The sequence below is a fragment of the Cupriavidus sp. GW822-FHT03E04 genome, assembly GCF_058801495.1.
Map to the genome: position 1 here is coordinate 126,179 of NZ_JBXANI010000018.1, position 26,665 is coordinate 152,843.

Genomic DNA, 26,665 nt, shown 5'->3' on the forward strand with positions numbered 1-26,665 from the left:
CGTCGCGCCTAGTCCACCACCTTGCCGCGTTGCGCCTTGACCTGGCTGCGCTGGCTCTTGCCCTCGAGGCGCCGCATCTTCGAGCCGAAGGTGGGCCGCGTGGGGCGGCGCGTGCGCGGCGGCGTAGCCACGCTGCGCACCAGGTCGTGCAGGCGCTGCACCGCCTCTTCCCGATTCATTTCCAGGCTGCGGTGTTGCTGCGCCTTGATCACGACCACGCCGTCGCGCGTGATGCGGTGGTCATGCAGTTGCAGCAGCCGCGCCTTGTGCCCTTCCTCCAGCGACGAGGCGCGGACATCGAAGCGCAGGTGCACCGCGTTGGACACCTTGTTGATGTTTTGCCCGCCCGCGCCTTGCGCGCGGATCGCGGTGATCTCGTATTCGGTGTGGAGGATGGTGATGTCGGGCTGCATGGCACGCATGATAGCAAGGGCCGATGCGGCCCGCTCCCATGCGCTACCCATGCACTACCCATGCGCTAGCGGGCCGACGGCAGCTCGCCCCAGGCCACCAGGATTCGCTGGATGCTGCGCGCGTAAGCGTCGCGCTGCCCCGGCGATTCGGAGTGGTAGGCGCCAATGGCGCGCCAGGTGTTGCCATGCCTCACCATCTTTTGCTTTAGCAGCCAGGCAGCGACATAGACGTTGACGCACGAGTCGGTCAGCGCGCGGCTCGGCACGCCGTGGCGTGCCAGATCGTTGAAATGCACCGAGTTGATCTGCAACTGCCCAACGTCGATCGACCCGTTCGCATTGCGGTTCACCGCGGCGGGATCGCCCTTCGACTCGAACCACGCGATGGCACGCAGCACCGAGGGATTGACGCCCTGGTAGGTGCCCGCTTGCTCGAAGCAATCCTGCGCGCGGGCCGCACCATGGAGCATCATCAGCAGCAACAGCGAAACCGCCGGCAAGCTGCCGGCGAGCGTGCCGGCATGCCCGCGGTGCGGGCGCAGGCGGGCTGCCTTCGTATGGGTGTTAACGGACACGATTGATGCCCTCGCTTGCCAGACGTTGGCGATGATCTTCAGCCGACCCGGGCGGGGACGACTGCTGCAGGGCCAGGTCGAGCTGACGTCCGATGGTGTCCAGGTACGCACGCGAGGTGTCCGAAACCACCAGCCGCACCACCGGCGCGAGGCTCTTGCGTTCCGGCGCGGGCAGCGCTTTGATCCGGGCCCTGGCGGTGTGTCCCACGCGCGGCGCGCTGAGCTCGTCACTGCCGCTCGCGGGCGGCAACATGGCCAGGGTTGGCAGCGGTGGATAAACCTTGTCCGCCGCCGGTGCGGCTGCCGGCAAGGCAGGACGGACATCGGCGCCAGGCTCGGTGGCAAGGGCCGGCATGGCCAGCGCCAGGCTGACGGCAAACAGGATGAGGCGGTGCATCGGCTGCAGCTCCTTGTTGCGGTGTTATTGCAGTGTTGTCGCGGTGCTACTGCGATTGCGCCGTCTTGATCGTCACGCTGTACGGCTGGCTCGTGCCGGCCGTCAGGTTCTCGAGGTGGACGGCAGTGGTGCGCTGTGCCGGTACGCCTTTCCAGATCGCCTGGTTGAGGTAGGGCAAGTCCTGGCCGAGCGCGGTGACGACAATGGTCGCCGGCTGCTTCTGCCGGGCCGCCAGCGCACCGGCCTTGGTAAGCACGGCCGCGAGTTGCGCATCGCGCGCGCCAAGCGCATCGGGCGGGATCACGAAGCTCACAATCGTGCTCTGCGGCGCCGGCGCGTCCGCCGTCGCAGTGGCAGGCAGTTGGGCACAACCCGCCAGCGCGAGCAAGGCTGCCGAGCCGGCCAGCGGCATCGCCAGGCGCTTTGCCCACGCGCCCTGCAGCCGAGAGTGAGCGACGGCCCGGCGCGACCGTTCGCGGGGCACTTTGTCTGCGATATGGCACATGGAATGGCTTCCCTAGGCGTTTAATGCGGGCCATTTACGCATTGGGCCGATCGGGCGAAAAGGCGCAATTAAGGGGAGAAATTGCTTCTGTTTGCGGATTGACAGTGCCTCGCGCCGGGCAGCCGGAGCGCGCGCAGGTGCGGCTACGCGCCGGTCATGGCACTTTCCGGGAAGGCACGTGCTCGACAAGCCGCGCGGCGCAAGACCGGAATGCTCCACGCGCCATACCGCGAGCGCCGCCGGAAATCGCCGGCGGCGGTTCCGCCGCTGCCCAAATCCTGCCGAGGCGCGCGCAGCTGTATCAACGGCACAACGCGCGCAGCGCAATGATTGCGCTCAAGGACCCTGCACCGCGTCCTGGCTTGCCGGCCGCACCAGTAGCAGGCTTGCCACAGCCAGGAGCACGCAACCGACCCCGGCCACCTGGGCCACGCTGACCCGCTCGCCCAGCAACACCGCCGCCAGCACAACCGCCGACACTGGCGCAAGCGCGGTAAACAGCGCTGCCTCGCTGCCGCTCGTGCGCGCCGAACCTGCGTACCACAGCAGGAATCCGCCGACCGTTGGCACGATTGCGTAGTAGATCACCGCAGCCACCGCCTGCGTGGAAAACGCCAAAGTCCACGGCGCCTCGAACACAGCAAACAGCGCGGATGCGACCAGCCCGATGCCGCACATGACCGCTGATAGCGCGAGTGGCGCAATCGCCTGGTCCAGCCGCCGGTTGAGCAGGATGAACAGCCCCTCGCACACTACGGCTCCCAGGACGAGCGCGTTACCGAGCAGGGAATGCCCGCTGCCAGCGCCGGAAGGAAAGGCAACCATGACAATCCCAGCCGTGGCCAGCCCGATCGCGAGCATGAGGAAACGATGGGGCCGCTCGCCAAGCAGCAGGATCGCAATCACCGCCGATACCACGGGCAGCGTACCAATGATGACGCCAGCATCCGCGGCCGAGGTCAGCCGCAGACCGGAGATCAGCAGCGTCGTATAGCCCACGCTGCCCGCCGCCGCCTGCACCACCAGCGTGATCCGGTCACGGCCGCGCGGCCTTGGCCACGACGCCCCGGTCAGCCGCAACGCGCCCAGCAAGCAAGGCAAGGCGATCGCGAACCGCAGCGCGGTGGCCGTGAACGGCGGCAGGCCGGACGCAATGACTTTGCTTGCAATCACGGTGCTGCCAACCAGCACCATCGCAAGGGTCAGATAGCAATACCCCAGATAGCTTCCCCGCTTGCCCGGCATGCGCAGCCCCCGCCATGGAAAAGCAGCAGGCTAGCCGGGCCGGCGCATCGGGTCTTGAATGAAATTGCAGCTCAGCTCAGCTCACCACGGCTGCATAGGCGCGCGGCGACACGCCGTACTGGCGCACGAACATCCGCGTCATGTGGCTCTGGTCGGCAAAGCCGCTGGCGGCGGCCGCATCGGCCAGGGCCTTGCCCTGCGCAATCAGCGCGCGAGCCAGATGGATGCGTCGCTGCAAGAGGTACGCGTGCGGCGTCAGCCCGGTTGCCTTGGAAAACGCACGCAGCAGCTGGAACCGGCTCAGCCCGGCAACCTCGGCGAGTTCGGCCAGCGAGACGGCTGCGGCCGGATCATCGTCGATCAGGCTGCGCGCCCGAGCGATCGCCTCCGCCTGTGCCCCCGCCTGCGCGCCTGCGCTGCGCGCAAGGCCGGGCTCCGCTACCCGTGCCAGCAGGGCGAGCAGCATCGCTTCGCACTGCAGATCCGAGCCAGCGCCGCCGCCGGCCGTAACGAGCAGATAGAGCTGCTGGAAGCTGGCCGCCACCGCGGCATCGCTGACGACCGGGCTAGGGAATTCGCACTGCCTCGTCCTGCCTTCGCTTAGGTCCAGGCTGGCCCGCGCGATGCATGCAGGATTGAAGTAAAGCATCCGCCACGAGCGCCCGGCGTCGCCGATGGGCATGCCATCGTGCACCTCGCCCGGGTTGACCATGATCATGTCGCCCGGGCCCGCCTCGACCATGCCGCGCCCGCTGTGCGACCTGTGCGCGCCCTGCCAGATCACGCCAATGCCAAATTGCTCGTGGGTATGCCGCGCAAAGGTGTGGCGCGTGCTCGCCTCGACGGCCTCCACGCCAGGCATCTCGCAGCGAAGGATCCTGAACTGTCCTGAGCGCATTCCGTGCTCCCCATTCCGTTCTCTCTTTTGCGCGACGATATACTCACCCTTCAGCGTTGCGCTACCCCCGGTTCTGACATGGAACACATCCTCTTCCGGTCTGCAGTCTTGGCCGATCTTCCCGCCATCGTGGCATTGCTGGCGGACGATGCGCTTGGCAGCCAGCGAGAGATCGTCAGCACGCCCGTGGACGAAAGGTACGTTATCGCCTTCCACGCCATCGCTGCGGACCCGAATCAGCGTCTCGTGGTAGCCGTGGATGGCGACACGGTAATCGGCACGCTGCAACTGTCGTTCATACCCGGCATCGCCCGCGCAGGTGCATGGCGGGGGCAGATCGAAGCGGTCCGCATCGCGGCGCCGTTTCGCAGCGCAGGGTTCGGCCAGAAGATGTTCGAATGGGCGATCGCGGAATGCAGGTCCCGCGGATGCGCCATCGTGCAACTCACCACCGACAAGGGCCGTGCGGATGCGCACCGGTTCTACGAAAGGCTTGGCTTTGTTGCCAGCCACGAAGGCTACAAGCTGATCCTCTAGGCCGGCCAAAAACGGGAGGCAAGGAAATGGGGAAGCTGGGGTGATGCCACTGACAGAAGTGCCGATACTGAAGCTAGGTGCAATTTAGCTACAGTGGGCGTTCAAGGTAGTGGAGGGAAGTGCCGCAATCCCTTGTCAGGATTGGTGCGCCCGGCTGGGATCGAACCAGCAACCCCTGCCTTCGGAGGGCAGTACTCTATCCATTGAGCTACGGGCGCACAGGGTATGACGGGGTACAACGCGGGCAGCGCGCGAGTGCCGCTGCCGGAAAGTCGCATAGCATACCGTGTTTGGCGAAAGACGTCCACGCCGGGCTGAAAAGTGCAGCCAGATGACGTCTCTTGCAAGCCGCTTTTGCCTCCATACGGTAGGTCTTTGAGGCTATAATCGCGAGTTATTTGTGTAAAAACGGGGCTGCGCAACGTCCACTTCAGGTCCGGGGATGATGGTGCCGCGCCCTGCTGGCTGGCCCGTTTTGGGGCAGTTGGCACCGGATAATAGTCCGATGCGCGCAATTGGCCAGGGGGAATTGGCCACCGAGCAAGCGGCCACATAAGCAGCCGATCGCGAGCGGCCACAGGTTTCCTGCAAAATTGAGAGTTGAGTATGAGCGACGTCCATAACGCACAAGACGAACACGAGTCTCCCATCAAGACCCCCAAGCAGCTGATCGCTGTGGTGATTGCCGCCTTCCTGGTGCCAATCATCGTGATCATCCTGCTGGTCAACTTTGTCGGACACGGTGCCAAGGAAGGCGCGGGTTCTACCGCTACCGTGGAAGCTGTCAATGACCGCATCAAGCCGGTCGCCTCGCTCGAACTGAAGGACCCGAACGCACCGCGCGTCTACAAGACGGGCGAGCAGGTCTATAAGGAAGTCTGCGCTGCCTGCCACGCCACCGGTGCTGCCGGCGCGCCCAAGTACAACACCGCCGGTGACTGGGCTCCGCGTATTGGCCAGGGCTTTGCTGGCCTGCTGAATTCCGTGCTGCACGGCAAGGGCGCCATGCAAGCCCGCGCCGGCACCACCGCCGACGACTACTCCGATTACGAACTCGGCCGCGCCGTGGTCTACATGGCCGACGCCGGTGGCGCCAAGTTCCCGGAACCCGCCGCGCCCGCTGCTGCTCCGGCTACGGCTGCCGCTTCGGACGCCACGGTGGCGGCTGCAGCCGCCGCTGCTCCGGCCGCTCCCGCAGCTGCCCCCGCTGCCGCTGCCGCCGCACCGGCTGCTGCAGCTGCCGCGCCGGCTTCCGCCGAAGTAGGCAAGAAGGTCTACGAACAAGTCTGCGCCGCCTGCCACGCAGCCGGTGTTGCCGGTGCGCCGAAGTTCGGCGACAAGGCAGCCTGGGCACCGCGCCTGAAGGAAGGCATGGACGCCGTGCACGCCTTCGCCCTGAAGGGCAAGGGCGTGATGCCGCCGAAGGGCGGCTACGCCGGCCCCGACGCCGACGTGATGGCCGCAGTGGACTACATGGCCAACGCTTCGAAGTAAGCGCAAGCAGCTCTCAACAAAAAAGCCCGCGGCATGCCGCGGGCTTTTTGCTTTCCGGTGTGACTCAAACCACGCGCGAGTAGCGCTTTGGCATCGGCAAAGGCGTACCTGCATCAGCGCTCCGGATGGCAGCGGGCTCGGTGCGCCGGGCATCTTCGCGCAGGAAGCCGTCGAACACCATGGCCAGGCGGCGCACCAGCAAACGCCCCAGCGGAGTCACCTCGATGCGGCCAGGCTCACAGCGCACCAGCCCGTCTTCGGCCAGCCGCGCCAGCTCCGCAAGCTCATGCGCGAAGTGCACGGCAAAATCGATGCGGTGGCGCGCTTCGACCGCCGCCATATCCAACACGCCATTGCACATCAGCGCGCCAATCACATCGCGCCGCAAGTGATCTTCGTCGCGCATGGCGAAACCGCGCATCACCGGCAGCACGCCGGCGTCGAGGCCACTGTAGTAGTCATCCAGCGTGCGGGCGTTCTGCACGTAACGGCCCGCCACTGCGCCGATTGACGAAACGCCGAAGCCGAGCTGGTCATGGCCGGCGTGGGTGGAATAGCCCTGGAAGTTGCGCTGCAGCCGGCCCTCGCGCTGGGCCACGGCGAGCGCGTCGTCCGGCAGCGCGAAGTGGTCCATGCCGATGTAGACATAGCCCGCGGCGGTCAGCTGCTCGATCGTGCCGACCAGGATGTCGAGTTTTTCGGCGGCTGCCGGCAGTGCGCTTTCATCGATGCGCCGCTGCGGCTTGAACACGTGCGGCAGGTGCGCGTAGCTGTACACCGAGAGCCGGTCCGGGCGCATCGCCAGTACCTGCTCCACTGTGGTGGCAAAACGCGCCGTGGTCTGGTGCGGCAGGCCGTAGATCAGGTCCATGCTGACCGAGCGGAAACCCAGCCGGCGCGCGGCGTCGACGACCGCCTGCGTCTCGGCCAGCGATTGCACGCGGTGGATGGCGTGCTGGACCTCGGCGTCGAAATCCTGCACGCCCAGGCTGATGCGGTTGAAGCCAAGTTCGGCCAGCAGCGCCATCTGTGCGTCGCCGATGCGGCGCGGGTCGATCTCGATCGAGTGCTCGCCCTCGGGCAGCAGGTGGAAGTGCTGGTGCAGCGCATCCATGACCCGGCGCATCTCGGCGGGATCGAGGAAGGTCGGCGTGCCGCCGCCCCAGTGCGACTGCACCACCTCGCGCCGCGTGCCAAGCTGCTGCGCCACCAGCGCCATCTCGCGCGCCAGGTAGTCCACGTAGTGTGCGCTGCGGCGGTGGTCCTTGGTGATGATCTTGTTGCAGCCGCAGTAGTAGCAGATGTTCTCGCAGAACGGCACGTGCACGTACAGCGAGAGCGGTGCGGCGGCTTTGGCCGTGTTGGCGGCGTGGGTGGCGCTAGCAGCGCAATCGGCCAGCGCCTGCTGGTAGTCCTGCGCGCCGAAGCCGCCGTGGAAGCGGTCCGCCGTCGGGTAGGAGGTGTAGCGCGGGCCGTTGATATCCATGCGGCCCGCCAGCGCGCGAAAGTCCGACAAGGCATGCCGGTCCGGCGCTGCCGCGCCCCGTCCCGCCGGCTTGCCGGTGCAGGCGGCGCCGCACTTGCCGGAGCAGGTGCGGGATTGGCTCGGGACGGCAACGGGGACGGGCATTGCGTTGGGGAACTGGGCGGGGGCAGTCGCAGCCATGGGGCGGCCTTTGTCGTGGATTCGATGACCCATCGTAGGGCGCGCCGCCCGCGCCTGCGTTGACCGGGGTCAAGCCGCGGCCCATGACATGCCGCGCGCCACGGCGGGAACATGGCCGGCGTCATGCCAGCGTCACCTGGGCCGTATAGGCTGCGCGGCGCTCTCCCCAATCATGCAATTGCTCTGCACCTGGCCTCGCGGATTCCCATGAACGCTTCTTCCCTGATCGCCAACCCCGCACGACCGCCGCGCCGCCGGGTCCTGGCCGCACTTGGCAGCGCCATGCTGGCGCCTGCCTCCTTGCTGGCGCAGGCGCCGCCGCGCCGCCCGCTGGTGATCGGCCACCTGGTGGACCGGGGCGGCGCCCAGGCCGACCTGGCGCGCGACTACCTGGCGGGGGCCAAAGTGATGTTCGATGCGGCCAACGCCGGCGCGCGGGAGCCGCGCGTGGTGCATGTGGTGCGCGAGGTCGACGCCGATCCGCGCGCGGCCACCGCGCAGGCGCTGTCGCTGGTTGACGGGGAGCGGGCTGAATTGCTGTTCGGCCCCAGCGATGCCCTGCTGCCGGTGCTGGCCGCCTCGCCCGAGCTGGCCCGGCGCGGCGTGCAGATCGTGGCGCCGTTGTCAGGCCTGTCGCTCGCGGCGGATCACGTCTGGTACACGCGGGCCGACTACCGCAGCGAGCTGGATGCGGCCATCCGGCAGTTGCGCAGCTATGGCCTCAAGCAACTGGTGCTGGCCGTGGCGCCGGATTTTGCGGCCGGCAGCCTGGCTAGCGGCACGCCGTGGCGGCGCCAGGCCGAGCAGGAGCCGGGACTGCAGGCACTCACGCTGGATGCGGGCAAGGGCAGCGACGCCGGCGCGGTGGCGCAACGCATCGCCGCCGCGCGCCCGGCCGCGGTGATCGTGGCGGGCGATACGCTGGCCTATGGCAACCTCGGCCGCGCGCTGGCGGCGCGGGGCTGGTACGGCTTCCTGGTGGGCTTGTCGGCGGTCAATTCGCTGGCGGCACGCGAGATTCTTGGCGCCGGCTACACCGGCGGCATCGTGTTGACGCAGATCGCCCCCGGGCCGCAGGACCTGACCCTGCGCGTGGTCAAGGAGCACGTGGGCCGGATGAAGCAGTTCCTGGACGAACCCGCCTCGCCGGCCACGCTGGCCGGCTATATCGGCGCGGCCTGGCTGGTGCGCACGGCGCTGGCCGCGCCGCGCGGGGCCACCCCGGCGGACCTGCGGCGCGCGCTGCAGGCCCGCGTCGACGTGGGCGATTTCGTGCTGGATTTCACACACGGCTCGCGCGGCTCGCAGTATGTGCAGCTTGCGGCAATGGGGGGCGGCACGGCACGGTGAGCGGTAGCGCTGGCACCGGGCCGCCCGCGGCTCAGGCGCGCGGCAACACGATGCGCACCCGCAGGCCGCCCTCCGCCCGGTTGGCCAGGCTGAGCTCGCCGCCGTGGCGCGCAACGATATCCGCGGCAATCGACAGGCCCATGCCGACCCCGCCGGTGGCACGGTTGCGCGAGGATTCGAGCCGGTAGAACGGCTCCAGCACGCGCGCCATTTCCTCCGGCGGAATGCCGGGGCCGCTGTCGCACACATCGATCACCACCCGCTCGGGGCTGTCCGCCAGTTCAATGCACGCGCTGCCGCCGTAGCGGTGCGCGTTCTCGACCAGGTTGACCACGGCCCGGCGCAGTTCGGCCGGATAGGCCAGCAGCGGCTCGGCGTCGCCAGACAAGGTGACGTCCTGGCCGACTTCCGTGGCATCGTCCACCACGGCCTGCAGCAAGGCATGCACGTCCACCCGCTGGCGCGGCGCGGCGGCGCCGTCGCGCTCGCGCAGGTAATACAGGGTGGCATCGATCAGACCATTCATCTCCGCCAGGTCCTGGCGCAGGCGATAGCGGACCTGGTTGTCGTCGACGCCTTCGATGCGCAGGCTCATGCGGGTGAGCGGGGTGCGCAGGTCGTGGGACACGGCTGCCAGGAAGCGCGATTGCTGTGCCAGCTGGGTGCGGATGCGCTGCTGCATGTGGTTGAAGGCCTGGGCTGCGGCGCGAGCCTCGGCCGGGCCGCTGTCTTCGTCCAGCGGCGGGGCATGCACGTCCTGGGCCAGCCGGCCGGCGCTGCTGGCCAGGCGCTGGACCGGCCTGGCCAGCAATCGCGCGCCCACCCAGGACGCGGCCACAATGGCGGCGAGCTGGAACAGCTGGCCCAGGCGCGGCGGCCCAAGACCGTGCGTGCGGCGCGGGCGGCGTGGCGGCACTGGGGCCCCGGCTCCGCCTTGGCCGTTGTCCGCGCGCGCCTCGGCATCCGGCGGCGGCGGGAACTCGCCCCGCCGCCCCTCTTCACCCGGGGGCGGGGGTGGCGGCATCTCGTCGCTGGGAACGAAGTTGAACCCGGTATGCCCCGGGCGCGGGAACACGCTCTCGATGACCGTGACGCCGAGCAGGTGCACGGCCAGCATGATCGCGGCCATCACCAGGAACAGCCGGATGAACATGGAGTCGTGGCGGGCCACCCAGCCCGCGCGCTCAGGCTTCGACGGCACCGGTAAAGACATAGCCCTCGCCTCGGACGGTACGGATCAGCGTCGGGTCGCGCGGATCGTCGCGCAGCTTCTGGCGCAGGCGCGAAACCAGCAGGTCGATGCTTCGATCGAAGACGTCGAGATCGCGGCCGCGCGCCTGGTTGATCAGCAGCTCGCGATCCAGCACGCGGTTCGGATGCTCGATGAACGCCAGCAGCAGCCGGAATTCCGCATTGGACAACGGCACCACGGTTTCCTCGCCATCGACCAGCTGGCGCAGCGTGGTGTTCAGGCGCCAGCTGCCGAAGCGCAGTTCATGGCCGCCCGCCGCCGGCGGGCGCTTCACGCCGCCGCCCCGGGCACGGCGCAGCACGGTGTGGATGCGCGCCACCAGCTCGCGCATCTCGAAGGGCTTGGTGACATAGTCGTCGGCGCCGACCTCCAGCCCGACCACGCGGTCGGCCAGCTCGGTGCGCGCGGTGAGCATGATCACCGGCAGGTCGCCGCGCTCGCGGATCTCGCGGCACAGCGTCAGGCCGTTTTCGCCACGCAAAGAGAGGTCGAGCACCACCAGGTCGTAGTCGCGCGTGGCCATGGCGGCGCGCATGGCGGCGCCGCCCTCGGCGCCATCCGCTTCGATGCCAAAGGTGGATAGGTACTCGGCCAGCATGGCGCGGATCTGCGGATCGTCGTCGACGATCAGCAAATGAAGGGGCGAGGCGGGAGAATGGTCCATCGGGTTTCGTCGTGCTTAGCAGCGGTTCGCCGCGTCGTTCGCGGCAGGTTTGTGCGCCGGCATGCCGGTATTGCAGCGGATTTGGGCGGATTGAGGCGGCCCGGCAAGCCGCCGCCGCCAGGGATTCACTCTACCAGCCCGGCGCGGCGGCCTGATAGGCAGGGTGTGGCCGCTTTGTACCGGGCTTGATACAAAGCGGCGCGCCCGGCGGCCCGCTTTGTACGGCATTGCTTCCGCGCGCTGACCAAGCGCTCAAGCAACGGCGGGCGGGCCTTTCTAATATGGCATGTCGTTATCCCGCCGCTTTTGTGCCTGCCAGTTCCTGACCGGCAGGCCACGGCAGCCCGGCGCCCCCGCTATGCTTGAAGCCATCGGCATCACGTCGGCAATCCCGGGCCTCTCCCCGCATGACCTCCATGGAGAATCCTTGTGACCCAGCCCCAAGCCTTGCTGCCCCGCATCCGCGCCTTGTTGTCCCTTGCCGTGCTGTGCGGCGCCTGCGCCTTGACGCTGCCGGCGCACGCGCTGCAAACCAGCCCGCAGGCAGTTGCCGGCCACGGCCGGCCGGTGGCACCCGCATCGCTGCGCGAAGCGCTGGTGCTCACGCCTGCCCAGGCCATCCTATGGCAAGCCGCCCTGGACGCGGCGCGGGAAGCGCATGCGCACGCGCTGGAACTGCAGGCTCGCTTTGTCCGCGAAGGCGGCGGCCCCGGCCAGCCGCAGGGTCCCGAGTCGTCGCTGCGCGCCCGCGCGGAGCGGGAAGACCGCCTGCACGATGCGCTCGACAAGGATCGCCGCGCCGCGCGCGATCGCTGGATCGCATTTGAAGAAAGCCTGGATGCCGGCCAGCGTAAGCGCCTGCGCGACATGCCGGAGGGCCGCTTGGCGGGTTCGCCGCGGGGCGCATTCGGCCCCGGCCCCCACCCTTTCCCCGGCGCCATGGCAGGCCCCATGCCCGGCCGTGGACCTGCGCCCATGCCCTGCGCCTTCGGCGCGAATGGCTCATTCGGCGTACCCGGCGCTGCGGGGCTTCACCAACAAGGAGCGCCAGATGCCCAGTAAGCCCCTCGACCACGCAGGCCCGATAGCCGCTAACGGCGGCCGCCGCCGTTTCCTCGGCGGTGTACTGGGAGGATCACTCGGTGCCGGGTTGATCGGGCTGGCGGGCGACGCCGCCGCGCAACCTGCCACCTGCCTGCTCACGCCGACCCTGACCGAGGGCCCGTTCTATATCGACCAGGCGCTGGTGCGCACCGATATCCGCGATGGCCGGCCGGGCCAGTTGCTGCGGCTCAGGCTACTCGTGGTGGACACCGGCCGCGGCTGCACGCCCGTGGCCGGCGCGCTGGCCAGCATCTGGCATTGCGATGCCGGCGGCAGCTACAGCGGCTACGACCAGGGCAGCATGCCGCCGCCGCCAGCGGAAGGCTCCGGCCCGGGGCAAGGACCGGGCCAGGGCCCGGACGGCGGCGGCATGCACGCCGTGCCGGCCAGTCCCGCCCGCTTCCTGCGCGGCGTGCAACCCACCGGCGCCGATGGCGCCGCGCAGTTCCTGACGATCTACCCGGGCTGGTACGCGCCGCGCGCGGTGCATATCCACTTGAAGATCCATCTCGGCAAGACCGAGGTACTGACCAGCCAGCTGTTCTTCGACGATGCGCTCAGCCGCGAGGTGCATCTCCAGCATGCCGCGTATCGCGCGCGGGGCGCTTCGCCCGTGCAAAACGCACAGGACGGCATTGCCGGCACGCGCCCCAACCTGCTGCGGGTACGCCGCCTGCGGGACGCGGCCGGCACGCTGGAAGGCGAATTCACCCTGGGCATCGCGCGCGCCTGACGGCCACGGGATCTGGCGGATTCCCTAAAAAAAACGCCCCCGGACCCAAGTGCGGAGGCGCTGAACAGGGAAGAAGTCGGGCGTGCTGCCCGGCCACGCCACTCCGAAGGGACGGAACGGCGCGGCGCCTGGTCCATACGTCGGGCCAGGCACCGGCGATGTTAGACAGACATCGGGCGAGGGTCATGTCCCGCTTGTAGGCTAATGTATCGACTTTGTACGATTGGCACCGGGATGGGGCACGAAACGCCTGCCGGCGCCGGTCACGCGGAGGTCTTGCCTGGCGTACCGGGCGTTCCGAGCAAGGCCTTGAGCCCGGCCAAGCGGTCCTTGGGGCTCATGGCGGGCGTTTCGTCCTTGATCGCGGGGGCCTCTTCGAGCTTCATCTCGCCGATAAAGCGCGACGGCTCGCAAGAGTAGGTATCGCGGGCGCGCTTGCGCTTCTTGCACCAGCTCAGGTGCAGGCTGCGCTGCGCACGCGTGATGCCTACATACATCAGGCGGCGCTCTTCCTCGATCTTCTCATCGCTCATGTCTTCGTCTTCGCGGCAGTGGGGCAGGATGCCCTCTTCCACCCCGACCAGGAACACGTGCGGGTACTCCAGCCCCTTGGAGGCGTGCAGCGTCGACAGGCGCACCGCGTCGGGATCTTCCTCGCGGCCTTCGAGCATGCTCATCAGCGCCACCGTCTGGGTCAGCTCCAGCAGGTTCTTGCCCTCGTCGCCAAAGCCATCGGCGGTGTCGAAGCCGGTAGCCTCCTCGCCCTCGCCCGTGGCCTCGGGCTTGGTGCCTTTGCGCTTGAGCCAGTCGAGGAATTCCAGCGTGTTGGTCCAGCGCGACTGGGCCTGGCGCTCGTCGAAGGTGTCGTACAGGTAGGCCTCGTAGTGGATGCCTTCCATCATGTCGTCGAGCACCTGGGTGGCGGGATCGCTGGCCGCGCGCCCGGCAAGGCGCACCATGGCCTCGCAGAACACCCGCAGCGGCTCCAGCTGGCGCGGCTGGAGCTTGCCTTCGATGCCGCCCATCATGGCCGCCTCGAACAACGACACCTTGGCCTGGCCAGCGAAGGTGCCAAGCACTTCCAGCGTGGTGTTGCCCACGCCGCGCTTGGGCGTGGTGATGGCGCGGATGAAGGCGGGATCGTCGTCCGGGTTGGCGATCAGGCGCAGGTAGGCGCAGATGTCCTTGATCTCGGCCTTGTCAAAGAAGCTCTGCCCGCCCGAGAGCACATAAGGAATGCGCTCGCGGCGCAGGATCTGCTCGAACAGCCGCGCCTGGTGGTTGCCGCGATACAGGATGGCGTAGTCGCGGAACTGCGCGCGGCGCTCGAACTTGTGGGCCGACAGGCGGAATACGACCGACTCCGCCTCGTGCTCCTCATCGTTCATCGGGTTGACGGCAATGGGGTCGCCCATGCCGTGCTCGCTCCACAGCTTCTTGTCGAACAGCTTGGGATTGTTGGAGATGACCGCGTTGGCGGCCTCCAGGATGCGCACGGTGGAGCGGTAGTTCTGCTCCAGCTTGACCACCTTCAGGTCGGGGAAATCGGTCTGCAGCAGCTTGAGGTTGTCCAGCGTGGCGCCGCGCCAGCCGTAGATGGCCTGGTCGTCGTCGCCCACCGCGGTAAAGGCCGGCGCGCGCAGGTGCGAGCCGCCGGCGAGCTGCTTGAGCAGCTGGTACTGGCAGGCGTTGGTGTCCTGGTACTCGTCCACCAGGAAGTAGCGCAGCCGGTTCTGCCAGCGCAGGCGCACCTCTTCGTTGCGCGCGAACAGCTCGGCCGGCAGGCGGATCAGGTCATCGAAGTCCACCGCCTGGTAGGCATGCAGCGTAGCCACGTAGTTGCGGTAGATCAGCGCCGCCTGGTGATCGTCGGGGTTGTCGGCCTGGGCGATGGCGGTCTCGGGATCGACCATGCCGTTCTTCCACAGCGAGATGGTGCTCTGCACGCTGCGGATCAGCTTCTTGTCGGTGGAGGCGAGCTGCTCCTGCACCATGCCGAAGCAATCGTCCGAGTCCATGATGGAAAAGCGCGGCTTCAGGCCCACGTGCTCGGCCTCGGCGCGCAGGATCTGCACGCCCAGCGAGTGGAAGGTGCTCACCGTGATCTGCTTGATGGGGATGCGCTTGCCCTCGCGCGTGGTCTTGCCTTCCATCAGCTTGGCGATCCGCTCCTGCATCTCCTTGGCGGCCTTGTTGGTGAAGGTCACCGCGGCGATGTGCTTGGGCTGGAAGCCCTTGTCCTCGATCAGGTGCGCGATTTTCTGCGTGATCACCCGGGTCTTGCCCGAGCCGGCGCCGGCGAGCACCAGGCAGGGGCCGTCGAGGTAGCGAACGGCTTCGGATTGGGCAGGGTTGAGTCCGTGGGTCATGCGAGGGCTGGTGGTGGTGCTGGGTGGCGGAATGGCCGGCAAGGCGGGCGCGGGCTTTTACGCATGGCAAAGGCAGCACATGCATTGGCGCGGCCAAGGCCGCGGGTGAAGCCTGCGGCACAGCAAAAGCCATCGGAGCCGCAGATGTTAACACGCCGGCCAGCCGGCCCGCGGCTGCGCCCGGGCTGGCGCGCGAGCGCGTTGACAAGCCCCCGAGGCTGGCTGTAGAGTCGCGCCATCCGACCGGGAGAGCGCGCAGATCTTGCGCCGCCGAAGGGGTATCACCCGAAAACTCTCAGGCACCATGGACTGGTTGGATCGGCTTGCAACATGCACACGATGCACGCCGTACTCTGGAGAGCGGCACCCGCCACTGATCGATTCCGTCGACAGCCTTGGTGAGCGTGCCCACCGAAGGGGCGCGCAAGGTTTGGGTTTCCAGCAATTGGGATCCCGCCTTGTAATCTCTCAGGTATCGAGGACAGAGGGGTCATCCGCCGCAGCGGATCTGGCAGCGCTATGGCGCGCCGAATCCTGCGGCGGATGGCCCTTTTTCGTTTTCGAACCGAGATTTGCCTTCCCCCGAGGATTCCATGACGCTCCAGGCCACGCCCCTCAACGCTATCCACCGCGCCCTCGGCGCCCGCATGGTCGACTTCGGCGGCTGGGACATGCCGGTCAACTACGGCTCCCAGATCGAGGAACACCATGCTGTGCGCAGCGATGCCGGCATGTTCGACGTCTCCCACATGTGCGTGGTCGACCTCAATGGCGAGCATGTGCGTACCTTCCTGCGCGGCCTGCTGGCCAACAATGTGGACAAGCTGCAAACGCCGGGCAAGGCGCTGTACTCCTGCATGCTGGATGAGAAGGGTGGCGTCATCGACGACCTGATCGTCTACTTCTTCGCCGAGGACCACTTCCGCCTGGTGGTGAACGCTGGCACCGCCAACAACGATATCGAATGGATCGCCGCACGCAACGCCGCCACCAATAGCGGCGTGCGCATCACGCCGCGCCGCCACGACAATGCGCCCGACGGCGTGGACCCGCTGGCCATCGTTGCGGTGCAGGGCCCGAACGCCCGCGCCAAGGTGTGGAGCGCCTTCCCCTCGACGCAACCCAGCGAAGCCCTGAAGCCGTTCAACGCCGTCGTGGTGCAGGATCCCGCCCTTGGCGAAGTCATGGTGGCACGCACCGGCTATACCGGCGAAGACGGGTTCGAGCTGGTGGTGCCAGCCGAGAACGTGGCCGGCCTGTGGGAAAAGCTGATCGCCGAGGGCGTGCGCCCGGCGGGCCTGGGCGCACGCGACACGCTGCGCCTGGAGGCCGGCATGAACCTGTACGGCCAGGACATGGATATCCACACCTCGCCGCTCAACGCCGGCCTGGCCTGGACCGTGGACCTGCAAAGCGAACGCGACTTCACCGGCAAGGCGGCCCTGGTCGCCGGCGGCAAGACCCAGCAATTCGTCGGGCTGATCCTGCGCCCGGCCAACGGAAAAGCGGGCGGCGTGCTGCGCGCCCACCAGAAGGTCATCACCCCTGCTGGCGAAGGTGAAATCACCAGTGGCACCTTCAGCCCATCGCTGTCCCAATCCATCGCTTTTGCCCGCGTGCCGCTCGACGTTACGCTCGGCGCCGAGGTGCAGGTCGAGATCCGCGACCGCAAACTCGCCGCGACTGTGGTTAAACTGCCGTTTGTGCGCAATGGCAAGGCACTCGTGAGCTGAACGCTCGCACCGGTCACAGCGCGCCCGCCGGCGGTTACCCCGTCGAACATCGACACCCCCCGGCGGGCGCTGAATAACAAATTGAATCTGGAGCAATCCCATGAATTTCCCCGCCGACCTGAAATACACCGAGTCCCATGAGTGGGTGCGCGTCGAAGCCGACGGCACGCTGACCATCGGCATCACCGACCACGCGCAGGACGCGCTGGGCGACATCGTCTTCCTGGAACTGCCGGAAGTGGGCAAGTCGGTCGGCGCCGGCGACGCGCTGGCCGTGGTGGAATCGGTCAAGGCCGCATCCGACATCTACGCTCCGGTGGCAGGCGAAGTGATCGCCATCAACGACGCCGCCGCCGCCTCTCCGGAAAGCGTCAATGCCGACGCCTTCGACGCCTGGCTGTTCAAGCTCAAGCCGGCCAACAGCGACGACGTGAACGGCCTGATGTCGGCCGACGCCTATAAGGCCAACGTCGGCGCCTGATGCCAGATCGTCATTCCCGCGCCACGGGAATGACGGATAAAGACTGCCGCGACGCGGACCGGGCCGACCACCCGCCGCACCGCTCTCACGAGATTCTTGCCATGAACGCCCCCCTGCCCATGACTGCCGCCCAAGTTGCCCGGCCCACGCTGGCCGAACTGGAGGCGCGCGACGCCTTCGCCTCCCGCCATATCGGCCCCGACGCCGCCGAACAACAGCACATGCTCAAGGTGCTGGGCTATGACAACCGCGCCGCGCTGATCGACGCCGTCATCCCCGCCGCCATCCGCCGCCGCGACGGCATGCCGCTGGGCGAGTTCACCGCACCGCTGACCGAAGAAGCCGCGCTGGCCAAGCTGCGTGGGCTGGCCAGCAAGAACCGCGTGCTCAAGAGCTTTATCGGCCAGGGCTACTACAACACGCTGACCCCGGGCGTGGTGCTGCGCAATATCTTCGAGAACCCGGCCTGGTACACCGCCTACACGCCCTACCAGCCCGAGATCTCCCAGGGCCGCCTGGAAGCCATGCTGAACTTCCAGCAGATGGTGACCGACCTGACCGGCCTGGACATCGCCAATGCGTCGATGCTGGATGAAGGCACGGCGGCTGCCGAAGCCATGACGCTGCTGCAGCGCGTCAACAAACACGCCTCCACCACCTTCTATGTCGCGGATGACGTGCTGCCGCAAACGCTGGAAGTGGTACGCACCCGCGCGCTGCCGCTGGGCATCGAAGTCAAGGTCGGCCCCGCTGCCGAAGCGGCCGGTGCCCATGCCTTCGGCGTGCTGCTGCAGTACCCCGGCGTGAACGGCGATGTGGCCGACTACCGCGCCATCGCCGACGCGGTGCACGCCGCTGGTGGCCTGGTGGTGGCTGCCGCCGACCTGCTGGCGCTGACCCTGATCGCCGCGCCCGGCGAGTGGGGCGCCGACGTGGCAGTGGGCAACTCGCAACGCTTTGGCGTGCCGCTCGGCTTCGGCGGCCCGCACGCCGGTTACATGGCGGTCAAGGATGCCTTCAAGCGCTCCATGCCCGGCCGCCTGGTGGGCGTGACCATCGACGCGCAAGGCAACAAGGCATACCGCCTGGCCCTGCAAACGCGCGAGCAGCATATCCGCCGCGAGAAAGCGACGTCGAACATCTGCACGGCACAGGTGTTGCTGGCTGTGATGGCCTCGATGTACGCCGTGTACCACGGCCCGCAAGGCCTCAAGCGCATCGCCCAGCGCGTGCACCGCCTGACGGCCACGCTGGCCGGCGGCCTGGAACAACTGGGCTACGCGCGCACCAACGCCACCTTCTTCGATACGCTGACGCTGGAAACCGGCTTCAACACCGAAGCCCTCCACGCCTCGGCCACCGCGCGCGGCATCAACCTGCGCCACGCCGGCGCCACCCGCATCGGCATCTCGCTGGACGAGACCACCTCGCGCGAGGACGTCGTCGCCCTGCTGGAAATCTTCGCCCACGGCAAGCCGGTGCCCAGCTTCGATGCACTCGAAGCCGCCGCGCAAGACGCGTTCCCGGCCGGCCTGGCGCGCCAGAGCGCCTACCTGACGCACCCGGTGTTCAACACGCACCACGCCGAGCACGAAATGCTGCGCTACCTGCGCATGCTGGCCGACAAGGACCTGGCGCTGGACCGCACCATGATCCCGCTGGGCTCGTGCACCATGAAGCTCAACGCCACCAGCGAAATGATCCCGGTGACGTGGCCCGAATTCAGCAAGATCCACCCGTTCGCGCCGCTGGACCAGACGGTCGGCTACCGCGAGATGATCGACCAGCTCGAAGCCATGCTGTGCGCCGCCACCGGCTACGCCGCGGTGAGCCTGCAGCCCAATGCCGGCTCGCAAGGCGAATACGCCGGCCTGCTGATCATCCATGCGTACCACGCCAGCCGTGGCGAAAGCCACCGCGACATCTGCCTGATCCCCTCCTCCGCGCACGGCACCAACCCGGCGTCGGCACAGATGGCCGGCATGAAGGTGGTGGTGGTGGCCTGTGACGAGAACGGCAACGTCGACCTGGAAGACCTGGCGAAGAAGGCCGAGCAGCACAGCAAGAACCTCGCCGCGATCATGATCACCTACCCGTCCACGCACGGCGTATTCGAGCAGGGCGTGCAGCAGATCTGCGACATCGTGCACAAGCATGGTGGCCAGGTCTACGTGGACGGCGCCAACATGAACGCCATGGTCGGCACCGCCGCGCCGGGCCAGTTCGGTGGCGACGTGTCCCACCTGAACCTGCACAAGACCTTCTGCATCCCCCACGGCGGTGGCGGCCCGGGCGTTGGCCCGGTGGCGGTCGGCGCGCATCTGGCTGACTTCCTGCCCAACCAGGACAGCGTGGGCTATCGCCGCGACGACCATGGCATCGGCGGCGTGTCCGCCGCGCCGTTCGGCTCGGCCAGCATCCTGCCGATCTCGTGGATGTACATCGCCATGATGGGCTCGGCCGGCCTGACCGCCGCCACCGAGAACGCCATCCTGGCCGCCAACTACGTGGCGCGCCGCCTGTCGCCGCACTTCCCCGTGCTCTACACCGGCCAGCACGGCCTGGTGGCGCACGAGTGCATCCTGGACGTGCGCGCGCTGCAAAAGACCACCGGCATCTCCAACGAGGACGTAGCCAAGCGCCTGATGGACTACGGCTTCCACGCCCCCACCATGAGCTTCCCGGTACCGGGCACGCTGATGATCGAGCCGACCGAGAGCGAGGCCCTGCACGAGCTGGACCGCTTTATCGACGCGATGATCGCCATCCGCGCCGAGATCGCCCGCGTGGAAGACGGCACCTTCGACCGCGAGGACAACCCGCTGAAGAATGCGCCGCACACCGCCGCGGTGATCACCGCCGACGTGTGGGAACACAAGTACACGCGCCAGGAAGCCGCCTACCCGGTGGCCGCGCTGCGCACGCAGAAGTACTGGCCGCCCGTTGGCCGTGCGGACAACGTGTACGGCGACCGCAACCTGTTCTGCGCCTGCGTGCCGATGAGCGAGTACGCACAAGAGTAAGCTGGCATGAGGCCGGGGCCACCGCGCGTTGCGGCGGCCCCGGCGCATCGCCCTCGCGCTATGCTCTGTGTGGATGCGCGGCCACCCGGCCGTGCCCGGAATACGGAGCACGCATGTGGAATCTCAGCGCCCCATGGTGGGAATTCGTCCTGCGCGGACTGATCGTCTACGGCAGCCTGCTGGTGCTGCTGCGGCTGTCCGGCAAGCGCCAGATCGGGCAGCTCACCTCGCTCGACCTGGTGCTGCTGCTGGTGCTGTCCAACGCCGTGCAGAACTCCATGAACGCCGGGGACAACTCCGTCACGGCCGGGTTGATCCTGGCGGTGACGCTGGTCGGCGCCAACCTTGTACTGGCGTGGCTGAGCTGGCGCAGCCGGCGCTTCGAGAACGTCGTCGAGGGGCGCCCGCAGGTATTGATCCACGACGGCATGGTCTTCGGTGACGTGATGAAGCGCGCTTTCGTGACCCGCGACGACCTGCGCAAGGCACTGCGCCATGCGGGGTGCGAGCGCGTTGCCGATGTGCATTTCGCGATCCTCGAGAACGACGGCACCATCAGCGTGCTGGTAAAGAAAGACGCGCCACCCGCGCCGCCCAATGCGGCGGGTTCGCTGTGGCGCGCCCCCATCAATCAGGACACGGACGCGCCGGTCTGATCCCGGCGCGAGCCAACCCCAGGAGCCTACCGTGGCTGTCAGCGTCTTCGACCTGTTCAAGGTGGGCATCGGCCCATCAAGCTCGCACACCGTTGGTCCGATGCGCGCCGCGCTGATGTTCGCCCAGGGCCTGGCGCGCGACGGCCTGTTGCCGCAGGTGGCCAGCGTGCGCGTGGAGCTGTATGGCTCGCTCGGCGCCACCGGCCGCGGCCACGGCACCGACAAGGGCGTGATCCTCGGCTTGCTGGGCGAAGCGCCCGACACCATCGACCCCGACACCATCGACTTGCGACTGGCCGCGCTGCGCGCCAGCCGCACGCTCTCTCTGCTGGGCACGCATCCCGTGCCCTTCGTGGAGAAGGAGCACATCGTCTTCTACCGCCGCGAGGCCATGGCCGAGCATCCCAACGGCATGAAATTCCACGCCTTCAACGCTGGTGGCGAGCGCATCCGCGAAGGGCGCTACCTGTCGGTGGGCGGCGGCTTCATCATCACCGCCGGTGCGGCCAATACGCATATCCTGGAGGCTGACCAGCAGTTGCCGCATCCGTTTCGCAGCGGGCGCGCGATGCTGGAGATGGCAGCCGCCAGCAAGAAGAGCATTGCGCGGCTGATGATGGAAAACGAATGCGTGTGGCGCAGCGAGGCCGAGGTCAACGCCGGCCTGCTGCAGATCTGGGCCGTGATGCAAGCCTGCGTGGCACGCGGCTGCCGCACCGACGGCGAGCTGCCCGGGCCGTTCAAGGTCAAGCGCCGCGCCCACGACCTGTTCCGCAACCTCACCGAGCACGCCGAGCGCGCGCTGGCCGATCCGCTTTCGGTGATCGACTGGGTCAACCTGTATGCGATCGCCGTCAACGAGGAAAACGCGGCCGGCGGCCGCGTGGTCACCGCGCCCACCAACGGCGCCGCCGGCATCATCCCGGCCGTGCTGCATTACTACGACCGCTTCGTGCCCGGCGCCAACCCGCAAGGCGTGATCGACTTCCTGCTGACAGCCGGCGCCATCGGCATGCTCTACAAGCTCAATGCCTCGATCTCCGGCGCCGAAGTCGGCTGCCAGGGCGAGGTCGGCGTGGCCTGCTCGATGGCCGCCGGCGCCCTGGCCGCCGTGATGGGCGGCACGCCGGAGCAGGTGGAGAACGCGGCCGAGATCGGCATGGAGCACAACCTCGGGCTGACCTGCGACCCGGTCGGCGGGCTGGTGCAGATTCCCTGCATCGAGCGCAACGCCATGGCCTCGGTGAAGGCCGTGAACGCCGCGCGCATGGCATTGCGCGGCGACGGCATGCACTATGTGTCGCTCGACTCCGTGATCAAGACCATGCGCGAGACCGGCGCCGACATGAAGACCAAGTACAAGGAAACGGCGCGTGGCGGCTTGGCGGTGAATATCGTGGAGTGCTGAGGCCGGCCCGCCAGCGCAAGCGAATGCGCGCTTTCTGCTACGCTTGCCGGGCATTCATCCCAATCCAATCCGATCCAACTGGAGTCCGGCATGGTCAAGATCAGCTTTCTCTATCCACACAGCAAGGGCGGCAAGTTCGACATGGATTACTACCTGCAGCGCCACATGCCGCGCGCCGTCGCGCTGTTTGGCGCGCACCCAGGCTATCGCGGCGTGGCGGTGGAACGCGGTCTGGGCGCTGGCGCGCCGGGTTCCGATCCGGCCTTCACGGTGATGTGCCATTTCCTGTTCGAGTCCGTGCCTGACTTCGTGGCCGCCGCCAAGGCAGCCGGCAACGAGCTGCAGCTCGATATCCCCAACTACACCGATGCGGTTCCCGTGATGCAGATCAGCGAAGTGCTGACGATCGGCTGATAGCGCCCGCTGGCGGCGCTATCATGTAGCGTTTCCCCACAAGCGGGCATGGCCATGCAGACCTTCCATCAGCTGTTTGACGAAACCTCGTCCACCTACACCTATTTGCTGATCGATGCCGCCACGCGCCAGGCGCTGCTGATCGATCCGGTGGACCACCAGCTGGAACGCGACATGGCGCTGCTGCAGGCCTGCGGCGCCACGCTGGCGTGGGTGGTCGAGACCCATGCCCATGCGGACCACATCACCTCGGCCGGCCATGTTGCACTGCAAACCGGCGCACGTACCGCAGCCCCCTCGGGCTGCGACATCCAACCCGCGCAAAAGCAGCTGATCGACGCAGACACGCTGCAGTTCGGCACGCAGACGCTGCGCGCCATCCATACGCCGGGGCACACCGCCGGCAGCATGAGCTACCTGTGGGAAGAGCCCACGCCCGCCGGCCCGGTGCGCCGCGTCTTCACCGGCGACGCGCTGCTGATCGACGGTTGCGGCCGCACCGACTTCCAGTCCGGCGACGCCGGCACGCTGTACGACAGCCTCACGCAGAAACTCTTCGCCCTGCCCGACGACACCGTGGTCTACCCCGCCCACGACTACAAGGGCCGCACCGCATCCACCATCGGCTTCGAACGCGTCAACAACAGCCGCGTGGCCGGGCGCACGCGTACCCAGTTCATCGAGATGATGGGGCAGCTGAACCTGCCCAAGCCGAAGCTGATCGATGTGGCGGTCCCCGCCAACCAGCGGCTCGGGCTGCGGGATGGCGAAAGCGTGCCGCACGGGGCGTGACGCACGCGTGCGAAGCGATAGGCAATCAGCTATCAGCAATCGGCCTTGGCAGGCACCTTAATGGAGAAAGAAGACATGGCCCAGTACACCGCAGAGATCCTCTGGCAACGTGGCGAGCAGGATTTCCTCGGCAATCGCTATAGCCGCAAGCACATGCTGCGCTTCGACGGCGGCGTGGAAGTACCCGGATCCTCATCGCCCCATGTCGTTCCCCTGCCCATGTCGGATGCCGCCGCCGTGGATCCCGAAGAAGCCTTCGTTGCCTCGCTCTCCAGTTGCCACATGCTGTGGTTCCTTTCCATCGCCGCCAAGCACAAGTTCTGCGTGGACCGCTACTTCGATGCCGCTGTCGGCACCATGGCGAAGAACGCGGAAGGCCGGATGGCCATGACGGTGGTCACGCTCAGGCCGGAGGTCACCTTCTGCGGCGAGCGCCAGCCGACCCGGGAGGAATTGGCGCACCTGCATCACACGGCACACGAGGCCTGCTTCATTGCCAACTCGGTGAAGTCGGAGCTGCGCTGCGAGCCGGTGTACGTGGGCGCGCAGGCGTAGTCAGCCAGCCCAGCTGTCGCAGGTCTGCCGCACCGTTTCGCGCAGGCTGCGCGTGGTGCTTTCGATCTGGCGCACGCGCTCCGCGTCGCCGTTGCGGCTTTGCGCCAGCGCACGGATGTTGGCCAGCGCATCAAGCGAGCCCAGCGCTTCGGCATGCGGCACCAGTGCGTCGCAGATCGAGATGATGTGGTCGGCGATCGGCATCCGGGTCAACTCGTTGGGGTGCACGTACTCGCCTTCCAGCCCGAAACGGCAAGCCTGGAAGCGATTGAAGGTGTAGACCAGGTAATCGTCTTCCTGCGGCATGAAGGGGCGCGACAGCAGCAGGTAGCGCGCGAGCGCCTGGATGTAAGCGGCGATATCGCAGGCGCGCCCGACGGTCAGCGGCGTGTCCATCACGCGGACTTCGATGGTGCCGAACTCCGGCTTGGGACGGATATCCCAGTAGAAGTCCTTCATGCTCTCGATCACGCCCGTGTTGCGCATCTTGTTGAAATACGCGGTGAAGGCGTCCCAGGTGAGCAGATGCGGCGCGCGCCCGCTCATGGGGAAGGCGGCGACGGAATTCAGCCGTGCCGAGGCGAAGCCGGTGTCCACCCCTTGCACATAGGGAGAGGAGGCGGCCAGCGCGATGAAATGCGGTACGTAGCGGCCGATGGCGTGGAGCAGGAACAGCGATTCGTCGGCGCTCGGGCAGCCGATGTGCACGTGCTGGCCGAACACCGTGAACTGCTTGGCCAAATAGCCATAGAGCTCGGAAATGTACTGGTAGCGCGGCGAATCGGAGATGGTGCGGTCGGCCCATTGCTGGAACGGGTGCGTGCCACCGCCGCAGATGCCGAGGTTGAGCGAGCGCGAGGCGTCGACCATCAGGTCGCGCATGGTGCCCAGCTCGTCCAGCGCCTGTGCATGACTTTTGCAGATGCCGGTGCTGATCTCGATCATCGAGGGGCTGATCTCGGGCTTGATATCGCCGGCGTGTTGCGCGCCTTTCAGCGCACGCAGCAAATCCGGCGCGAACGGCGCCAGGTCGTAGTCATGCCGGTTGACGAGCTGCAGTTCCAGTTCCACGCCAAACGTCAGCGCCTCGGAATGCTTGAACGGTTCGAGTGACATCAGCGCCCTCCTCCATTGCTTCTGACCTCGCCCGCATAGCGAAGTGCCCAGCCCGCCAGCGTAGGCCCAAGCAACTGCTCGACCGCCAGCGTGCACAGGATGATGGCTGCCAGTGGCTCACCCGTGGCGGGATACAGCAGCGCGATATCGCTCATCAGCAAGTACGCGAGGCCCGACATGGGTGCCAGCGCAAGCCCGAGGGCCACGCACTGCTTCATGCTCAGGCCCGAGAACGAACCCAGCGAGACAACACCCACCAGCTTGGCAATATGACGCAGCAGTACCAGCACACAGGCAGCGCCGCCGCCGATGGCCCAGTCGTGCGCCGTCAGCGGCAGGCCGAGCGAGACCACCATCACGATGATCAGCAAGCTGCCCGCACTGCCGAAGTGCGCCGGCCATACGCGCGGCTGGCTGTCCTGGTGCTTGAACACCACACCGGCGAGCAACAGCGTGAGCGGCATCGACAGCTTGAGCAAGCGCGTGAGCGCCAGCGTGAACAGCACCAGCCCTACCAGCACCAGGAAGCTGTAGTGATCGTCCGTTTCCATGCGCGCATAGATCGCGTGGCCGAGCTTGCCAACGCCCCAGGCCAGCAGGCAGGAACCCACCAGCAGGTAGAGCGGATGCAGCAGCGCCGCACCCAGGTTGCCATATTCGGAATGCAGCCAGCCGGTGGCGACCTGGACGATGGCGGCGGCGTAGATGCTGTTCAGCGCGGCCATGGCGAGCAGCCGCTCGGTCACCTGCCCTTCGGCGCGCAGCTCGTTCTTGAGCTGCAGCACGATGGTGGGCGAGGTGCTCACGGCAATGCCGCCGGCCAGGATGGCAACCGCCGGGCTCACGCCGATCCATTGCAGCACGGCGGCAACCAGGCCCCAGGTCAGCAGGCTTTCGAAGGCGCTGGTGAAGAGCAGCCAGCGATTGGCCCGCAGCCAGGTGAGCGAGAGCCGGTGCCCGAGCTCGAACAGGGCGAGCGCCAGCGCCATGTCGATCAGGATGCGGGTCTGCGCGATCATGTCCTCGTCCACGATGCCGCGGCCGAGCATGCCAGCCGCGAGGCCCGTGGCCGCGTAACCGACGATGCGGGGCAGCCGCAGGTATATGCGGCATACCTCGCCCGCCAGGCCGGCGCCCACCAGCGCCAGCCCGACCCAGAAAAGCCCGCCCGGTGCCAGGGGCAGGCTTGGAAACAATTGGCTCAGTCCATTCATGGGCTATATGGTAACGGAGCCACATGACATTCCATGTCGGAGTTTGTCCGACAGAGGCACGGAATTTGCTG

Annotated in this window: 25 protein-coding genes, 1 tRNA gene and 2 riboswitches; of the genes, 13 read left to right on the top strand and 13 right to left on the bottom strand. The window is 67.4% G+C overall.

Going from position 1 to position 26,665, the window contains the following annotated elements; genetic code table 11:
* Positions 1–8: 8 nt before the first annotated feature.
* The 6 genes from arfB to AC1RQC_RS25580 all read right to left on the bottom strand — a co-directional run bounded on the left by arfB (position 9) and on the right by AC1RQC_RS25580 (position 4,033).
* The gene (gene arfB / locus AC1RQC_RS25555) at positions 9–413 is read right to left on the bottom strand and encodes an alternative ribosome rescue aminoacyl-tRNA hydrolase ArfB (protein ID WP_150992873.1); all 405 of its coding nucleotides are present in this window, start codon (positions 411–413) and stop codon (positions 9–11) included.
* Positions 414–478: 65 nt separating this feature from the next.
* Positions 479–886 carry a lytic transglycosylase domain-containing protein gene (locus AC1RQC_RS25560; RefSeq protein ID WP_492811553.1) on the bottom strand — a complete coding sequence of 136 codons (408 nt, stop codon included), beginning with the start codon at positions 884–886 and terminating at the stop codon, positions 479–481.
* Positions 887–977: 91 nt separating this feature from the next.
* Positions 978–1,385, bottom strand: a complete 408-nt coding sequence (locus AC1RQC_RS25565; protein WP_492373512.1) for a hypothetical protein — start codon at positions 1,383–1,385, stop codon at positions 978–980.
* Between the two features lie 46 nt (positions 1,386–1,431).
* A complete protein-coding gene (locus AC1RQC_RS25570; RefSeq protein WP_492373537.1) occupies positions 1,432–1,797 on the bottom strand; it encodes a hypothetical protein in 366 nt (121 codons plus the stop codon).
* A 429-nt stretch (positions 1,798–2,226) separates the two neighbouring features.
* A complete protein-coding gene (locus AC1RQC_RS25575) occupies positions 2,227–3,135 on the bottom strand; it encodes a DMT family transporter (protein ID WP_492811443.1) in 909 nt (302 codons plus the stop codon).
* Positions 3,136–3,211: 76 nt separating this feature from the next.
* Entirely contained in the window at positions 3,212–4,033 is an 822-nt protein-coding gene (locus AC1RQC_RS25580) for an AraC family transcriptional regulator (protein WP_492811441.1), read from the bottom strand.
* A gap of 78 nt (positions 4,034–4,111) precedes the next feature.
* On the opposite strand from AC1RQC_RS25580, the gene AC1RQC_RS25585 reads away from it, so the two are divergent.
* Positions 4,112–4,570 carry a GNAT family N-acetyltransferase gene (locus tag AC1RQC_RS25585; RefSeq protein ID WP_492373515.1) on the top strand — a complete coding sequence of 153 codons (459 nt, stop codon included), beginning with the start codon at positions 4,112–4,114 and terminating at the stop codon, positions 4,568–4,570.
* A 142-nt stretch (positions 4,571–4,712) separates the two neighbouring features.
* Here the strand turns inward: AC1RQC_RS25585 and AC1RQC_RS25590 are convergent.
* Positions 4,713–4,788 (bottom strand) — tRNA-Arg (locus AC1RQC_RS25590).
* Positions 4,789–5,176: 388 nt separating this feature from the next.
* On the opposite strand from AC1RQC_RS25590, the gene AC1RQC_RS25595 reads away from it, so the two are divergent.
* Positions 5,177–6,064 (top strand): c-type cytochrome, encoded by an 888-nt coding sequence (locus AC1RQC_RS25595; RefSeq protein WP_492811439.1) that lies wholly within the window; start codon positions 5,177–5,179, stop codon positions 6,062–6,064.
* 64 nt (positions 6,065–6,128) lie between these two features.
* Here AC1RQC_RS25595 and hemN read toward each other — a convergent pair whose 3' ends face one another.
* Complete coding sequence (gene hemN, locus AC1RQC_RS25600; protein WP_492885032.1) at positions 6,129–7,730, bottom strand: oxygen-independent coproporphyrinogen III oxidase; 1,602 nt, start codon at positions 7,728–7,730, stop codon at positions 6,129–6,131.
* Positions 7,731–7,937: 207 nt separating this feature from the next.
* On the opposite strand from hemN, the gene AC1RQC_RS25605 reads away from it, so the two are divergent.
* Positions 7,938–9,080 (top strand): ABC transporter substrate-binding protein, encoded by a 1,143-nt coding sequence (locus AC1RQC_RS25605; RefSeq protein ID WP_492828660.1) that lies wholly within the window; start codon positions 7,938–7,940, stop codon positions 9,078–9,080.
* 31 nt (positions 9,081–9,111) lie between these two features.
* On the opposite strand, the gene AC1RQC_RS25610 is transcribed toward AC1RQC_RS25605, so the two are convergent.
* Both AC1RQC_RS25610 and AC1RQC_RS25615 read right to left on the bottom strand, forming a co-directional pair.
* Positions 9,112–10,293 carry an ATP-binding protein gene (locus tag AC1RQC_RS25610; protein ID WP_492373519.1) on the bottom strand — a complete coding sequence of 394 codons (1,182 nt, stop codon included), beginning with the start codon at positions 10,291–10,293 and terminating at the stop codon, positions 9,112–9,114.
* Positions 10,265–10,996 carry a response regulator gene (locus tag AC1RQC_RS25615; protein WP_492811433.1) on the bottom strand — a complete coding sequence of 244 codons (732 nt, stop codon included), beginning with the start codon at positions 10,994–10,996 and terminating at the stop codon, positions 10,265–10,267. The genes AC1RQC_RS25610 and AC1RQC_RS25615 overlap by 29 nt, the downstream gene beginning before the upstream one ends.
* A gap of 429 nt (positions 10,997–11,425) precedes the next feature.
* Between AC1RQC_RS25615 and AC1RQC_RS25620 the strand changes: the two genes are divergently transcribed.
* Together AC1RQC_RS25620 and AC1RQC_RS25625 are read left to right on the top strand one after the other, a co-directional pair.
* The gene (locus tag AC1RQC_RS25620; RefSeq protein WP_492885034.1) at positions 11,426–12,058 is read left to right on the top strand and encodes a hypothetical protein; all 633 of its coding nucleotides are present in this window, start codon (positions 11,426–11,428) and stop codon (positions 12,056–12,058) included.
* Positions 12,048–12,833 carry a dioxygenase family protein gene (locus tag AC1RQC_RS25625; RefSeq protein ID WP_492885036.1) on the top strand — a complete coding sequence of 262 codons (786 nt, stop codon included), beginning with the start codon at positions 12,048–12,050 and terminating at the stop codon, positions 12,831–12,833. Before AC1RQC_RS25620 ends, AC1RQC_RS25625 begins: the two co-directional genes overlap by 11 nt.
* A 263-nt stretch (positions 12,834–13,096) precedes the next feature.
* On the opposite strand, the gene AC1RQC_RS25630 is transcribed toward AC1RQC_RS25625, so the two are convergent.
* Positions 13,097–15,202, bottom strand: a complete 2,106-nt coding sequence (locus AC1RQC_RS25630) for a UvrD-helicase domain-containing protein (protein WP_492885037.1) — start codon at positions 15,200–15,202, stop codon at positions 13,097–13,099.
* 234 nt (positions 15,203–15,436) lie between these two features.
* A riboswitch (glycine riboswitch) is annotated at positions 15,437–15,524 on the top strand.
* Between the two features lie 21 nt (positions 15,525–15,545).
* A riboswitch (glycine riboswitch) is annotated at positions 15,546–15,697 on the top strand.
* Between the two features lie 98 nt (positions 15,698–15,795).
* Here AC1RQC_RS25630 and gcvT point away from each other — a divergent pair.
* From gcvT to AC1RQC_RS25670, 8 genes are all read left to right on the top strand, one after another.
* Positions 15,796–16,935: a glycine cleavage system aminomethyltransferase GcvT gene (gene gcvT, locus AC1RQC_RS25635; RefSeq protein ID WP_492885039.1), complete on the top strand. Its 1,140-nt coding sequence runs from the start codon at positions 15,796–15,798 to the stop codon at positions 16,933–16,935.
* 100 nt (positions 16,936–17,035) lie between these two features.
* The gene (gene gcvH, locus AC1RQC_RS25640) at positions 17,036–17,416 is read left to right on the top strand and encodes a glycine cleavage system protein GcvH (RefSeq protein WP_150987481.1); all 381 of its coding nucleotides are present in this window, start codon (positions 17,036–17,038) and stop codon (positions 17,414–17,416) included.
* A gap of 101 nt (positions 17,417–17,517) precedes the next feature.
* Complete coding sequence (gcvP, locus tag AC1RQC_RS25645) at positions 17,518–20,439, top strand: aminomethyl-transferring glycine dehydrogenase (RefSeq protein ID WP_492373525.1); 2,922 nt, start codon at positions 17,518–17,520, stop codon at positions 20,437–20,439.
* A gap of 113 nt (positions 20,440–20,552) precedes the next feature.
* The gene (locus AC1RQC_RS25650; RefSeq protein WP_492373526.1) at positions 20,553–21,095 is read left to right on the top strand and encodes a DUF421 domain-containing protein; all 543 of its coding nucleotides are present in this window, start codon (positions 20,553–20,555) and stop codon (positions 21,093–21,095) included.
* 31 nt (positions 21,096–21,126) lie between these two features.
* On the top strand, positions 21,127–22,503 hold the full coding sequence (locus AC1RQC_RS25655) for an L-serine ammonia-lyase (RefSeq protein WP_174426848.1): 1,377 nt from the start codon (positions 21,127–21,129) through the stop codon (positions 22,501–22,503).
* A 90-nt stretch (positions 22,504–22,593) separates the two neighbouring features.
* Positions 22,594–22,917: an EthD family reductase gene (locus tag AC1RQC_RS25660; protein WP_492373527.1), complete on the top strand. Its 324-nt coding sequence runs from the start codon at positions 22,594–22,596 to the stop codon at positions 22,915–22,917.
* Between the two features lie 54 nt (positions 22,918–22,971).
* Positions 22,972–23,709, top strand: coding sequence for an MBL fold metallo-hydrolase (locus AC1RQC_RS25665; protein ID WP_492828651.1), 738 nt, complete (start codon positions 22,972–22,974; stop codon positions 23,707–23,709).
* Positions 23,710–23,784: 75 nt separating this feature from the next.
* On the top strand, positions 23,785–24,264 hold the full coding sequence (locus AC1RQC_RS25670; protein ID WP_492885041.1) for an OsmC family protein: 480 nt from the start codon (positions 23,785–23,787) through the stop codon (positions 24,262–24,264).
* Here the strand turns inward: AC1RQC_RS25670 and AC1RQC_RS25675 are convergent, their stop codons facing one another.
* Complete coding sequence (locus AC1RQC_RS25675) at positions 24,265–25,380, bottom strand: YbdK family carboxylate-amine ligase (protein WP_492373529.1); 1,116 nt, start codon at positions 25,378–25,380, stop codon at positions 24,265–24,267.
* Positions 25,380–26,594 (bottom strand): cation:proton antiporter, encoded by a 1,215-nt coding sequence (locus AC1RQC_RS25680; protein ID WP_492373530.1) that lies wholly within the window; start codon positions 26,592–26,594, stop codon positions 25,380–25,382. The genes AC1RQC_RS25675 and AC1RQC_RS25680 overlap by 1 nt, the downstream gene beginning before the upstream one ends.
* Positions 26,595–26,665: the final 71 nt, after the last annotated feature.

Excerpts from the sequence above, each read along its gene's own strand:
- arfB (WP_150992873.1), bottom strand. The coding sequence starts at position 413 with ATGCAGCCCGACATCACCATCCTCCACACCGAATACGAGATCACCGCG.
- AC1RQC_RS25560 (WP_492811553.1), bottom strand. The coding sequence starts at position 886 with ATGATGCTCCATGGTGCGGCCCGCGCGCAGGATTGCTTCGAGCAAGCG.
- AC1RQC_RS25565 (WP_492373512.1), bottom strand. The coding sequence starts at position 1,385 with ATGCACCGCCTCATCCTGTTTGCCGTCAGCCTGGCGCTGGCCATGCCG.
- AC1RQC_RS25570 (WP_492373537.1), bottom strand. The coding sequence starts at position 1,797 with ATGCCGCTGGCCGGCTCGGCAGCCTTGCTCGCGCTGGCGGGTTGTGCC.
- AC1RQC_RS25575 (WP_492811443.1), bottom strand. The coding sequence starts at position 3,135 with ATGCCGGGCAAGCGGGGAAGCTATCTGGGGTATTGCTATCTGACCCTT.
- AC1RQC_RS25580 (WP_492811441.1), bottom strand. The coding sequence starts at position 4,033 with ATGCGCTCAGGACAGTTCAGGATCCTTCGCTGCGAGATGCCTGGCGTG.
- AC1RQC_RS25585 (WP_492373515.1), top strand. The coding sequence starts at position 4,112 with ATGGAACACATCCTCTTCCGGTCTGCAGTCTTGGCCGATCTTCCCGCC.
- AC1RQC_RS25595 (WP_492811439.1), top strand. The coding sequence starts at position 5,177 with ATGAGCGACGTCCATAACGCACAAGACGAACACGAGTCTCCCATCAAG.
- hemN (WP_492885032.1), bottom strand. The coding sequence starts at position 7,730 with ATGGCTGCGACTGCCCCCGCCCAGTTCCCCAACGCAATGCCCGTCCCC.
- AC1RQC_RS25605 (WP_492828660.1), top strand. The coding sequence starts at position 7,938 with ATGAACGCTTCTTCCCTGATCGCCAACCCCGCACGACCGCCGCGCCGC.
- AC1RQC_RS25610 (WP_492373519.1), bottom strand. The coding sequence starts at position 10,293 with ATGTCTTTACCGGTGCCGTCGAAGCCTGAGCGCGCGGGCTGGGTGGCC.
- AC1RQC_RS25615 (WP_492811433.1), bottom strand. The coding sequence starts at position 10,996 with ATGGACCATTCTCCCGCCTCGCCCCTTCATTTGCTGATCGTCGACGAC.
- AC1RQC_RS25625 (WP_492885036.1), top strand. The coding sequence starts at position 12,048 with ATGCCCAGTAAGCCCCTCGACCACGCAGGCCCGATAGCCGCTAACGGC.
- AC1RQC_RS25630 (WP_492885037.1), bottom strand. The coding sequence starts at position 15,202 with ATGACCCACGGACTCAACCCTGCCCAATCCGAAGCCGTTCGCTACCTC.
- gcvT (WP_492885039.1), top strand. The coding sequence starts at position 15,796 with ATGACGCTCCAGGCCACGCCCCTCAACGCTATCCACCGCGCCCTCGGC.
- gcvH (WP_150987481.1), top strand. The coding sequence starts at position 17,036 with ATGAATTTCCCCGCCGACCTGAAATACACCGAGTCCCATGAGTGGGTG.
- gcvP (WP_492373525.1), top strand. The coding sequence starts at position 17,518 with ATGAACGCCCCCCTGCCCATGACTGCCGCCCAAGTTGCCCGGCCCACG.
- AC1RQC_RS25650 (WP_492373526.1), top strand. The coding sequence starts at position 20,553 with ATGTGGAATCTCAGCGCCCCATGGTGGGAATTCGTCCTGCGCGGACTG.
- AC1RQC_RS25660 (WP_492373527.1), top strand. The coding sequence starts at position 22,594 with ATGGTCAAGATCAGCTTTCTCTATCCACACAGCAAGGGCGGCAAGTTC.
- AC1RQC_RS25665 (WP_492828651.1), top strand. The coding sequence starts at position 22,972 with ATGCAGACCTTCCATCAGCTGTTTGACGAAACCTCGTCCACCTACACC.
- AC1RQC_RS25670 (WP_492885041.1), top strand. The coding sequence starts at position 23,785 with ATGGCCCAGTACACCGCAGAGATCCTCTGGCAACGTGGCGAGCAGGAT.
- AC1RQC_RS25675 (WP_492373529.1), bottom strand. The coding sequence starts at position 25,380 with ATGTCACTCGAACCGTTCAAGCATTCCGAGGCGCTGACGTTTGGCGTG.
- AC1RQC_RS25680 (WP_492373530.1), bottom strand. The coding sequence starts at position 26,594 with ATGAATGGACTGAGCCAATTGTTTCCAAGCCTGCCCCTGGCACCGGGC.